The sequence below is a fragment of the Marinobacter nauticus genome, assembly GCF_003634635.1.
GTDB classification, from domain to species: domain Bacteria; phylum Pseudomonadota; class Gammaproteobacteria; order Pseudomonadales; family Oleiphilaceae; genus Marinobacter; species Marinobacter nauticus.
Genome location: NZ_RBJB01000002.1, coordinates 16,811 through 29,228, shown reverse-complemented (window position 1 = coordinate 29,228; position 12,418 = coordinate 16,811). Strand labels below are relative to the sequence as shown.

Below are 12,418 nucleotides of genomic sequence, written 5' to 3'. Positions count from 1 at the left end.
CCCCACCGGGGGCAACTGTGGTAAAGCCTTAATCAAACACCACGGTCTTGTTTTCGTAGGTAATCACGCGGTCTTCAATGTGGGACCTCAAGCCGCGGGCCAGCACGTTCTTTTCCACATCCTTACCCAGGCGAACCATGTCTTCGATGGAGTCACTGTGACTGATCCGGATGACGTCCTGCTCGATGATCGGGCCCTCGTCCAGATCCTGGGTGACATAGTGGCAGGTGGCACCAATCAGCTTCACACCCCGGCTGTATGCCTGATGGTAGGGACGGGCACCGGCGAACGATGGCAGGAAGCTGTGATGAATATTGATCACCTTGCCGGAGTACTTTCCGCACAGCTCGGCAGGCAGAATCTGCATGTAACGGGCCAGCACCACCACGTCGGTTTCGTATTGCTGGAACAGCTCGTCAATATGGGCGAAGGCCTCAGCCTTGTTCTCTTTACTCACCGGCACATGGTGGTAAGGAATCTCGTGCCACTCCACCATACGGCGCAGATCATCGTGGTTGGAAATCACCGCAACGATCTCGCAGTTGAGCTCTTTGCTGTGCCAGCGGTGCAACAGATCGGCGAGGCAGTGTGATTCCTTGCTGCACATCAGGATAACCCGCTTGGGGCGCGCGGAATCGGCAATGTGCCAGTTCATGTTGAACTCGCGGGCAATCGGCTCAAAGGCGGCACGGAACTGATCCAGCCCGAACGGTATCGATTCGGCCTTGATTTCATGCCGCATGAAAAACCAGCCGGCCTGGGTATCAGAATGGTGGCTCGCCTCGGTAATCCAGCCGTTATAGGTGGACAGAAAATTACTCACCTTGGCAACAATCCCGACCCTGTCCGGGCAGGAAATAACAAGACGATAGGTATGCTCCATGAAGCCTTTCCTTAACTTGAATCCGGGGAAAGCGGGCGCGACAGGAAACCACAAACCGGACATTCACGGCGATGGTCGGTACGCACCGGTAAAAATGACCGGCTATGATAGCCTATCTGACAGCCAGAAACGAGGAATCCGACCATGGACAGAGTGATCTACAGCCCCGCTTCGAAAATCAGCCACAGGCGGCTCTGGAGAGCGACAGCCGCGCTGGTGCTTTTCCTGCTCGCCAATGCCACAAGTGCCAACGAACAGGCCATTCTGGAAGGTGAACGCTTCCATCCCGTCCAGGGTACCCAGGGTATGGTTGCCACCAGCCACACCCTGGCCACGGAGGTTGCCGTGAAGGTATTGAAAGACGGAGGCAACGCCATTGATGCTGCTGTTACCGCCGGCTTCGCCCTGGCCGTCACCCAACCCCGTTCCGGCAATATTGGCGGTGGTGGCTTTCTGGTCTACTCGCCCGGTAACGGCGATGCCCCGGAAGCCATCGATTATCGTGAAACCGCACCAGCTGCAGCCACCGAAACCATGTTTCAGGACGAGGACGGCAATGTCGTGAGCGAACGCAGCCGCTTTAGCCACAAGGCCGCCGGGGTACCCGGCACCGTTGCCGGGCTGGCGCTGGCACTGGAGCGGCACGGCACCCTGAGCCTGAGCCAAGCCATGGCCCCGGCCATTCGCCTGGCACGGGAGGGCTTTGTGGTACCCCACCGATTCACCGAAGGCCTGGAGCAGGCCCGGGAACGCCTTGAACGCTGGCCGGCCACCCGTGCCACGTTTTATAAAGAAGATGGATCGGCCCCGCAACCGGGCGAAGTGTTTCGCCAGCCGGAACTTGCGGACACTCTTCAGCGCATTGCCGAACAAGGTGTGAAGGGCTTTTATGAAGGCGAAACCGCCCAATTGATTGTGGCAGAAATGCAACGGGGCGAGGGGCTGATCACCCTTGAGGACCTTCAGAATTACCAACCGGCCATTCGCCAACCGGTGCATGGCACCTATCGGGGCTTTGATATCTACTCCATGTCGCCGCCCTCCTCTGGCGGCACTCACATCGTGCAGATCCTCAACATTCTGGAGGACTACCCCATCGGCGAATGGGGGCACAACTCCGCAAACACTATCCACCACATGGCCGAGGCCATGAAACTGGCATACGCAGATCGCTCAGAATACCTGGGTGATACAGACTTCGTAGCTGTGCCGCTGAAAGGGCTGACCAGCAAGGGCTACGCCGACCAACTTCGCACATCCATCAAGGCAGACAAGGCCCGGCCCGCCAGCGAGATCGCGCCTGGAAAACCTGGGTCCTGGGAAAGCCCGGAAACCACACACTTCTCGGTGGTGGACCGCTGGGGCAACGCGGTATCAAACACCTACACCATCAATTTCAGCTATGGCTCGGGCATTACCGTGGCCGGTGCCGGCTTTCTGCTCAATAACGAGATGGACGATTTCAGCGCCAAGCCGGGGGTTCCCAATGCTTATGGCCTGATCGGCGGCGAAGCCAACAAGGTGGAGCCAGGTAAACGCATGCTCAGCTCCATGTCGCCGACCATCGTACGAAAGGACGACCGCAATTTCCTGGTAACCGGCAGCCCCGGCGGCTCCCGGATCATCACCACCACCTTGCAGGTGATCATGAATGTGATCGACCATAATATGAACATACAGACAGCCGTCAGTGCGCCGCGCATCCACCACCAGTGGTTACCGGACGAGATTCGGGTGGAACAGGGTATCAGCCCAGACACTCTGGATCTGCTCCGGGCGCGAGGGCACACCATCAACACCGGCTCGGCCATGGGCGCCATCCAGAGCATCCTGATTGGCGAAGACGGCACGCTTTACGGCGGAGCCGATCCCCGGCGCAGCACTTCGTCTGCCATGGGATTCTGAGCCATTCAATATTGACCGGGCGCATCCCGGACAGGAGGTAACTGATGTATCTTTCCGTACAACTGAGCTGCTATCCGCTCAAGGACGACTACAAACAACCGATCTGGGATCTGATTGCACGCCTGGAACAGACCAGCCTTGAGGTCCACCCTGGTCGCATGAGTACCGAGATCTTCGGCGAGTATGACGAAGTGATGAAGGTGCTCTCAGACACCATGAAATGGTCTTTCGCGACCTACGGCAAATCGGTGTTTGTAGCAAAAATCATGGAGGGTGACCGGAGGCCGAAATGACACCCAGCAACGAACCCGGAAAGCAGGACCAGACACCGCAGCCGCAACCGACGATACCCAACCAGTACTCGTTTCTGTGGTTGAGCGCGGCCATTTTCCTGATGTTCCTGTGGCTACAGGGCAATAACCAACAGCAACAACAGGAACTGGCCTATTCCGAGTTCAAACAGGCCGTCATGAGCGGCCAGGTTGCCGAAGTTACCCTGCGCACCGAAGAGATCAGCGGACGCTTTACGGATTCCGGTGCCAGCCGGTTTGCCAACGACAGCCGGCCACCGTCGAGCAGTTTCATAACGCTCAGGCCACAGGTGGAAGACCCGGAGCTACTACCACTACTGGAAAGACAGGAAGTCCTGGTTCGGGGCTCCCGCTCCGGCCGCCCCTGGTGGCAGGAGCTGATCCTGGGCTTCCTGCCCTGGATCCTGTTACTGGCGCTGATGTTCTGGTTCTGGGGTGCCGCCCAGAAACGCATGACTCAGGGCGGTGGCCCCTTTGACTATGGCAAGTCCAGGGCCCGCCGCGCCCGCAGAGAAACCTCCACCACGACACTGGACGACGTGGCGGGCATTGAGTCCGCAAAACGGGACATTGCCGAAATTATCGACTTTCTGAAGTCTCCGGATAAGTATCGTCGCCTGGGCGCTGTGATGCCTAAAGGGGTTCTCCTGGTTGGCCCGCCGGGCACCGGCAAGACCCTGTTGGCGCGGGCCATTGCCGGCGAGGCGGAAGTTCCCTTCTTCAGCATCAGCGCCTCCGAGTTCATCGAAATGTTCGTGGGCGTTGGCGCGGCACGGGTTCGGGACATGTTCCAGACCGCTCGCAAGGAAGCACCGGCACTGATCTTTATCGATGAGCTGGACGCCGTCGGGCGCTCACGGGGAGCTGGCCTGGGGGGCGGCCACGACGAGCGCGAACAGACCCTGAACCAGATTCTCACGGAAATGGATGGTTTCGAGGCCCATGAGAACGTTCTTGTGCTGGCCGCCACCAACCGCCCGGATGTATTGGACACCGCTCTGCTGCGCCCGGGCCGGTTTGACCGGAAAATCACCCTGGACCGCCCTCACCGGGAGGCCCGGGAAGCTATTCTGAAGGTACATGTGCGCAAGGTGCCGCTGGCTGCGGATGTGGACCTGACGCAGGTGGCCGCACGCACGACCGGCTTCTCCGGCGCCGACCTGAAAAACCTGGTGAACGAAGCGGCCCTTACAGCCGCCCGCGACAACCTCGTTGAGGTAAACAACCACTGTTTTGAAGTGGCCCACGATCGCCTGATTCTGGGTGAGGAAAGGGACGCCCAGTTAACACCGGAAGAGCGTGAAGCCGTGGCCTACCACGAATGCGGGCATGCCATTATGGCCTATTACATGCCCAAGGCAGATCCTCTCACCAAGATCACCATTATTCCCCACGGCATGGCCATGGGAGTGACCGAACAGACCCCGAAAGAAGACAAATACAATTACACCGAAAGCTACCTGGAGGACCGGATCAAGGTGATGCTGGGCGGGCGTTCTGCCGAAAAAATCATCTACGGGGAAGTCAGTACCGGCGCCCAGAATGACCTGAAAGAAGCCACCAAACTATTGAGACGAATGGTCGGCCAGTGGGGCATGAGCGAAAAGATCGGCCCGCTGGGCCTGGGCATCGGCGAAGAACATGTGTTCCTTGGCCGGGAAATGGGCGCGCCCCGGGAGTACAGCGAAAAACTCGCGGAAATGATCGACTCGGAAATCCAGTCGCAATTACTGGCCTTTGAAGCCTTTACCGTGAACTTCCTGACCGAACACCGGCAGGAACTGGATGCCCTTGCCAGAGCCGTCATGAAAAGGGAAACCCTGTCAGCCGGGGAAATAACCGAGGTGCTGGAGGAAGCTCGCAGCCGGGAGACCGCCTGAACAACTGCCGGCACAACAGCGGTTTGCTCAGGGCGTGATGGTGACCGGTAGATTCAGCTGGCAAAGCAGGGATTCCGCGCCCTGCTGCTCAAACAGGCTGCACTGACGGCTGATCACCAGCTGTGCGGCTCCCTCCTCCCGCACGGCCCTCGCCATGGCAGCAGCACCGGCTTTGGGCAAACGCCTGACCCGGGCAGAAATGCCCCCGGCTTCAAGCATGGCTGCAAGCTCCTCAAGAAATTCGCGATCATCAGCGGCGTCTGAGCGCACCAGAACCGTCAGCGCCCGCTGCCCACGCCTGGCCAGCTCCACGCCTACCCGCACAGCCCGATGATTCGCGCCCTGATCGTGGTTCAGCAACACCACCACCCTGCCCGGTGGTAATGAACGAGATTCCGGCCACAACAGCACATCTCCCGGCGCCTGCCGTAACAGGCTCCGCGCGGTTGAGCCCAGCCTGAAAGATGAAATACCGGACCAGCCAGCCCCGCCGAGCACCAACAAATCATCAGGCTGTACCAGCCCCAATACCTGCTCTACCACTTCACCCCGGCATAATCTCAGGGCCTGAGCCACACCCCAGGGCGCCAGGGTTCGCTCGAGAGCACGGCGAAGCTTCTCTGCAGTTGCCTGCATACGGACTTCCAGAGCGTCGACATCCATGGGCCTCGCCACGCCGGAACTCCGGCCCACTTCCCGGGCAAAACCGTAACCGGCGCTACGCAGCAGGCTTACTTCCTCCACAAAGATACCCAGAACTTCGGCTTGCTGCGCACGTGCAATGTCTGCCGCAGCCTCCAGGGCTGCCAGACTCCGCCTGGAACCATCCAGCAACACCAATATCCGCCGGGCTTCGGCGGGGGCTGGCTCCGGAGTTTTATGACTGACCGTTGTGTCCGCCATTGCCATTATCCTGACCCGTGTCTTTGTCCTTGCTTTTGCCAACCTCGGCAAACGCGGCCAGCCTGTCTGCCACGCGTCGGTTAAAGCTGCCCTCAGGGAACACGCCATCAGCATCCGGTTGCCCCGGCTCCAGGCCCGTCAACAACTCAATGGCCTGGTCGATATGGGTAACGGGATAAATGGAGAACCTTCCGTCCTGCACCGCTTCCCGCACCGATTCATTCAACATCAGATGCTCCACATTGCTGGCCGGCAACAAGGCACCCTGGCTGTTTACGCCGCCGTCCTGCCGGCAGACATTGAAGAAGCCTTCAATCTTTTCGTTGACGCCACCCACCGCCTGCACCTCACCATGCTGGTTCATGGAGCCGGTAACCGCCACGGACTGCTTGAGCGGAACGCCGGCGATGGCGGACAACAACACACAGGTTTCCGCCACCGAGGCAGAATCCCCTTCCACGCCACCGTAGGATTGTTCAAAGGCCAGACTGGCCGACAGTGAAAGCTCATTCATCGGCGCATAACGATTGGCCAGGAACCGGGACAGAATCATCACCGCCTTGCTGTGGATCGGCCCACCAAGCTTGGCTTCCCGCTCGATATCCACCACCTGGCCCTTGCCAGGGCGCGCCGTGGCGGTAATTCGGGTGGGCTGACCAAAGCGGGTGGCGCCTAGCTGCAGTACCGATAGACCATTCACCTGCCCCACCTGCTCGCCCTGAGTGGCAATCATCACCACACCCCGGCGAATATGCTCCAGACTGCGCTCACGGACCCGGCTCGCCCGGTAGTCCCGCTCGTCAATGGCCTGCTGAACATGGCTGGCGCACACCTGCGGGCTGTTGGCCACACCAGCCCAGTGGTCCGACTCAGTGAGCAGATCTTTCAGTACACGATCGTGGGCCGTCAGCTTGTTCTGATCGCTGGCCAGACGGCTCGCGTGTTCAATCAACCTGGCAACCGCCTCCCTGTCCAGGGTTCTTACGCCAGCCGACCGGGCCATAGTGGCAATCATCCGGGCGTAGAGTAAGTAGCTGGCCTCATCCCGCTCCATGTCGTCCTCAAAATCCGCTTCCACCTTGAACAGGTCCAGAAAGTCCGGATCGTAGTGGGACAGCAGGTAATACAACATCCGGTCGCCAAGCAGCACCACCTTTACCGAAAGCGGAATCGGCTCCGGTTGTTGGCTTACCGTGGTGGCGAGGCCATACAGGCGCTCCAGGGATTCGATGCGGATCTCGCCGGAAAAGAGTATGCGTTTGAGGCTTTCCCAGGCCATAGGCTGCGACAGTACCCGCCGGGCGTCGAGGATCAGGTAGCCACCGTTGGCCCGATGCAGAGCCCCGGCCCGAATCAGGGTGAAATCCGTGTACAGGTTACCCTGGTGGGCCCGGTGTTCGATCTGACCTGCCAGGTGTTGGTGGTTGGGAAGATCTTCATAGATGACGGGGGCCCCACGGGTCTCGGCATTATCCACCAGCAGGTTCACCCGGTAGCGGTTCAACAACCCTGCCGGTGCGCCGTTTTCAGTATCCTGAAAGGCCTCGGCATGCTCCACCACATCCTCTCGCACCGCGTCCAGGTGAGCCACCACGGCCGGCACGTGCGCCCACTTCTCGCGCAGCTCCCCCATGGGGCCGCCCAGGGTAAGCTGAACCATTTCTTCATTCAGGGCATGGACCCGCTCCCGGACTTCCTTGCGCAGCCGGGGCACCTGCTGGATAGCCTGCTGGAGCTTTTTCTGGAGGTCTTCCACCTTGGATTCCACCAACTCCTTTTCCTCATCGGAGAAGGTCTTGTATTCCTCAGGCTCAATCACCTCGCCGTTGCGCATGGGCGCGAAGGTAAAACCGGCCGGGGTGGTGAGCATGGCTATATTGTTGGCGTTTGCCTCTTCCTGAATCTCAGACAGACCTTGCTGCTGGCGCCGGGTAACCTCTTCCTGCAATTCCTGAATACGGGCCTGGTATTCCTCGCTTTCAAAGGTGGCCGGTATGGTGGTCTTCAGTTCGTTGGCCAGTTCGCTCATATCGGCCTTGAACAAGCGACCCTCCCCCGGCGGCAGCTCAATGGCCCCGGGTTTGTCCGACTGCTGAAAATTGAACACATGACACCAGTCCGACGGCACCGGTTTTTCCGCGGCATGACTGGCCAATACCCGCCGTACCAGCTCATGCTTGCCGGCACCGGAGGGCCCCAACACGAACAGGTTAAACCCCTGGGCCTTCATGCTGGCCCCGAATTCCAGGGCACGCAGTGCCCGATCCTGACCGAAGGGCAGAGCCAGATCTTCCAGGCTTTCCGTGGTTTCAAAATCCAGTTTGTCCAGCGGGCACCGATGGTAGATCTGTGCTTCGGTCAGAGCGTCGGGCAGAGCCATCCGTCCTCCTTATGGCTTAGGCGTTGCCTTCCAGTTTGTCCTGGGTGCGCAAATCAAAATCGCTGGCATCGTGCCGCTCGTGCAGTTGGGAGGCAAGATCGCCCCAGGCCTTGTTCACCATACGGCCACGCTTAACTGCCGGGCGCTTGGCCACCTCGTCGGTCCAGCGAACCACGTTGGTATAGGTGTGGGCTTCCAGGAATTCGGCCGCCTCGTACACCATGTTTTTCACCAGGGCTCCGTACCAGGGCCAGATGGCCATGTCGGCGATGGTGTATTCATCACCGGCAATGTACTGGTTATCCGCCAGCTGACGATCGAGCACGTCCAACTGGCGCTTCACTTCCATAGTGTAGCGGTTGATGGGGTACTCGTACTTTTCTGGCGCGTAGGCATAAAAGTGACCAAAGCCGCCTCCCAGGAAAGGCGCACTGCCCATCTGCCAGAACAGCCAGTTCATGGTTTCGGTGCGTTTGGCCGGGTCCCTGGGCAGAAACGCATCAAACTTTTCCGCCAGGTAGAACAGAATGGAACCAGACTCAAAAACCCGGATGGCCGGGTCCACACTGCGATCCAGCATGGCAGGGATCTTGGAGTTGGGATTCACCTTCACGAACCCGCTGCTGAACTGATCCCCTTCGGTGATTCGAATCAGCCAGGCATCGTATTCCGCCTCCTTTATGCCTTTTTCCAGCAGCTCCTCAAGCATGACCGTTGCTTTCACACCGTTGGGCGTTGCCAGGGAATAAAGCTGGAACGGATGCTCCCCCACCGGCAGCTCTTTTTCATGGGTAGGGCCGGCGATGGGGCGGTTGATGTTAGAGAACTTGCCGCCGTTGTTCGGATCCCATTTCCAGACTTTCGGAGGTGTGTAAGTTGGGTCACTCATTCCGTTTTCTCCCATTGGCTTTACAGGGTTAGTGGCATGACTGTAACCGAATCCGGCACGGGTACGCACGTGGAATACGTCTGCGCGGGATCAATAATCGGTCATCGGTATTGGGCTATACTCGGCTCTGGATCAACTGGACTGCAATGGAACCTGCCATGGCGTGTCACGCCGACCGGACCGCTCCTGTCTTTCAAACGAAAGGCCTGACCAAAACCTACCGTCAGGGCGATGTGGAAGTGCATGCCCTGCGGGGGGTCGATATCAGCCTTTATCCGGGGGAGCTGGTAGTAATGCTTGGCGCCTCAGGCTCAGGCAAATCCACGCTTCTGAACATTCTGGGCGGACTGGATGTGCCCACTACCGGCGAAGTTCGTTATTAGGACATCGATCTGGCCGGCGCCTCAGACCGGGAGCTTACCCGCTATCGCCGGGATTATGTCGGGTTCGTGTTTCAGTTTTACAACCTCATCCCCAGCCTGACCGCCCGCGAAAACGTCATCGCCGTGACCGAGATTGCCCGTGACCCCATGGCGCCGGAAGAAGCCCTGGACATGGTGGGCCTGGCCAGTCGCCTGGACCATTTTCCGGCTCAGCTTTCCGGTGGCGAGCAACAAAGAGTGGCCATTGCCAGAGCCATATCCAAGCGACCCCGGGTGCTGCTGTGCGATGAGCCTACCGGAGCCCTGGACTCGGCCACCGGTATTCTGGTCCTCGCGGCATTGGAACGGGCCAACCGGGAAACCGGCACCACCACGGTGATCATCACCCACAATGCTTCAATCGCGAACATGGCGGACAGAGTGATCACCCTTTCGGATGGCGTGATCAGCGGTGAGCACCGCAACTCAGAACGCCAGGACCCGAACACCCTGAGCTGGTGATGCCATGATTTTCGGGCCGAGCGTACTGCACACCAAACTGCGACGGGAAATCTGGCAGATGCGCGGCCAGTTGCTGGCGATCGCGCTGGTGATTGCGGGCGGGATCGCGGTTTGCCTGATGTCCCTGGTCAATTACTCCTCCCTCACAGCCACCCGGGATCAGTACTATCAGGAGCACCAATTTGCTGATGTTTTCGTTTCGGTAAAACGGGCCCCCCGCCATGTGCTGCAAACGGTTTCCGAGCTACCGGGTGTGACCCGCCTGAGCGGCCGGGTGGAAGGCGCCGCGAAGCTCAATCTCCCCGATTACGATGAACCTGTGTCGGCCCACCTGGTGTCTGCTCCTCCGACCGGCCAACCCGGGGTAAACCAGTTGTATGTCCGGCAAGGTCGACTGCCAAGCGCCACCCACGCCAATGAAGTCGCAATCATTGGCAGCTTCGCGGATGCGCACCAGCTCACTCTGGACGACAGTTTCAACGCCATCATCAATGGCCGACAACAAACCCTGAAAATCGTGGGCATTGTCGAGTCGCCGGAATTCATCTACGTGATACCTCCGGGGGGCATGCTTCCGGATTATCAGCGCTTTGGCGTGCTCTGGCTGAATCAGGAAGCACTGGCCGCCGCCATGGACATGCGGGGTGCCTTCAACAGCCTGGTACTGCAGATCGACCCACGGCATCCTGTGGAAGATGTGATCGACCCACTGGACCGGTTGCTGGCGCGCTACGGCAGTACCGGTGCGTTCGCCCGGGCTGACCAGTTCTCACACCGTTTTCTCAGTGACGAGCTCGAGCAGCTGAAGGCCATGGCGATTATCTTTCCTTCCATTTTTATGGGCGTCGCCATGTTTCTGCTGAATGTGGTGGTGACACGCCTGATCAGTACCCAGCGGGAAATCGTCGCCATTCTCAAAGCCTTCGGCTACAGCAATGGCCAGATCGGCTGGCACTATAGTCAACTGGTGCTGGCCATTGCGTTTACCGGGCTTGCCATCGGCTGCGCCAGTGGCCTCTGGCTGGGGCATCGGTTGGGAGAGCTGTATATGGATTACTACCGCTTCCCTTCGCTACTGTTCCGAATCAATCCCTGGTGGCTGGCGTTACTGGCCCTGATCAGCATGGCAGTTGCACTGCTCGGCGGCTGGCGCTCCATCCGCGCTGCGGCCGCCCTGCCCCCGGCGGAAGCGATGCAGCCCGAGAGCCCCGCCCGATATCGGGTTACCGTTACCGAACGGCTGCTGGGCTGGGTACGCTTTCATCAGCCTTCACGCATGATCGTCAGGCAGCTTGCCCGCAAGCCTGGCCGAACCGCCCTCTCGGTATTCGGCATTGCCATGGCAACGGCCATCGTGGTGGTGGGCAATTTCCAGTTCAGCTCTGTTTCGCTGATGGTGCACACCCAATTCGCCCGGGTGCAGAAGCAGGACCTGACCGCCACACTCACCGACCCGGTCAACCCGACCGCACTGTACGGAATGGCGCGCCAATCCGGTGTGCGTTACGTCGAAGGACGCCGGGCCGTTACCGTAGAGCTGGTTAACGAACACCGCAGATGGCGCACGGTGCTCACCGGCTTGCCCCGGGACGCCAAACTGCAATTTGTGGTTAACCAGGATCTGGAGAACGTGGCCATTCCTGCTGCCGGCCTGTTGGTAACCGACTTTCTGGCCAAGGCCCTGAATGTTGAGACCGGAGACACAGTTCGGGTGCGAGTGCTGGAAGGCCGACGCCCGGAACTGGACCTCACGGTGGCTGGCGTTACCAGCGAGTTCCTCGGTGTGGGCGCCTACATGAATCTGGCCGCCATGAACAAGGCGCTTCGCGAAGGCCCGAGAGTGAACCAGATGCTGATGAATCTGGCGCCGGAGCAAACCAACACCGTCTACCAGGAACTCCGGGATACGCCGGGAGTGATGGCCACCAATCTGCGACAGGCAATGCTCGACAGTTTCTTCGAGACGCTCGCGCGCACCTTCCTGACCTACACCTTCATCATCAGCCTGCTCGGCGGCATTATTGCTTTTGGTGTGATCTACAATACCGCGCGGATTTCCCTGGCCGAACGGGGGCGAGACCTGGCGAGCTTGAGAGTACTGGGGTACAGCCACAACGAAGTCGCCCACATTCTGCTCGGGGAACTGGCCATACTGCTGTTACTGGGAATTCCTCTGGGTTGGGCGATTGGTTTTGGACTGGCAAGTTTTGTGGTTACCGCGATGCAGACCGAACTCTATCGCGTTCCTCTGGTCCTGACCGGCCAAACCCTGGCATTGGCGGCCAACGTGGTCATTTTGTCGGCATTGATTTCCGGCTTCATCACCTGGTGGCGACTTCGTAAACTGGACCTTGTCGCGGTTCTGAAAACCCGGGAATAATGC

General features: G+C 59.4%; 8 protein-coding genes and 1 pseudogene. 5 read left to right on the top strand and 4 right to left on the bottom strand.

Features of this window, described 5'->3' with window-relative positions; genetic code table 11:
• Window positions 1-28: 28 nt before the first annotated feature.
• A complete protein-coding gene (gene purU, locus C7436_RS00165) occupies window positions 29-883 on the bottom strand; it encodes a formyltetrahydrofolate deformylase (RefSeq protein ID WP_011784530.1) in 855 nt (284 codons plus the stop codon).
• A gap of 144 nt (window positions 884-1,027) precedes the next feature.
• Here purU and ggt point away from each other — a divergent pair, with 144 nt between their 5' ends.
• Genes ggt through ftsH form a run of 3 tightly spaced genes read left to right on the top strand, consistent with a single transcriptional unit; the run spans window position 1,028 to window position 4,979 of the window.
• Entirely contained in the window at window positions 1,028-2,788 is a 1,761-nt protein-coding gene (gene ggt, locus C7436_RS00160) for a gamma-glutamyltransferase (RefSeq protein ID WP_121206306.1), read from the top strand.
• Between the two features lie 44 nt (window positions 2,789-2,832).
• Window positions 2,833-3,081: a YkoF family thiamine/hydroxymethylpyrimidine-binding protein gene (locus C7436_RS00155; RefSeq protein ID WP_121206305.1), complete on the top strand. Its 249-nt coding sequence runs from the start codon at window positions 2,833-2,835 to the stop codon at window positions 3,079-3,081.
• Window positions 3,078-4,979, top strand: coding sequence for an ATP-dependent zinc metalloprotease FtsH (gene ftsH / locus C7436_RS00150; protein WP_121206304.1), 1,902 nt, complete (start codon window positions 3,078-3,080; stop codon window positions 4,977-4,979). Before C7436_RS00155 ends, ftsH begins: the two co-directional genes overlap by 4 nt.
• Before the next feature lie 27 nt (window positions 4,980-5,006).
• Here the strand turns inward: ftsH and C7436_RS00145 are convergent, their stop codons facing one another.
• Genes C7436_RS00145 through yghU form a run of 3 tightly spaced genes read right to left on the bottom strand, consistent with a single transcriptional unit; the run spans window position 5,007 to window position 9,151 of the window.
• Complete coding sequence (locus C7436_RS00145; RefSeq protein WP_228198022.1) at window positions 5,007-5,882, bottom strand: universal stress protein; 876 nt, start codon at window positions 5,880-5,882, stop codon at window positions 5,007-5,009.
• Entirely contained in the window at window positions 5,857-8,262 is a 2,406-nt protein-coding gene (locus tag C7436_RS00140; RefSeq protein ID WP_121206302.1) for a Lon protease family protein, read from the bottom strand. The genes C7436_RS00145 and C7436_RS00140 overlap by 26 nt, the downstream gene beginning before the upstream one ends.
• A 16-nt stretch (window positions 8,263-8,278) precedes the next feature.
• The gene (yghU, locus tag C7436_RS00135; RefSeq protein WP_121206301.1) at window positions 8,279-9,151 is read right to left on the bottom strand and encodes a glutathione-dependent disulfide-bond oxidoreductase; all 873 of its coding nucleotides are present in this window, start codon (window positions 9,149-9,151) and stop codon (window positions 8,279-8,281) included.
• Window positions 9,152-9,297: 146 nt separating this feature from the next.
• On the opposite strand from yghU, the pseudogene C7436_RS00130 reads away from it, so the two are divergent.
• Both C7436_RS00130 and C7436_RS00125 read left to right on the top strand, forming a co-directional pair.
• Window positions 9,298-10,035 (top strand): annotated as a pseudogene (locus tag C7436_RS00130) (ABC transporter ATP-binding protein).
• 4 nt (window positions 10,036-10,039) lie between these two features.
• Window positions 10,040-12,415 carry an ABC transporter permease gene (locus C7436_RS00125; RefSeq protein WP_121206300.1) on the top strand — a complete coding sequence of 792 codons (2,376 nt, stop codon included), beginning with the start codon at window positions 10,040-10,042 and terminating at the stop codon, window positions 12,413-12,415.
• Window positions 12,416-12,418 lie beyond the last annotated feature (3 nt).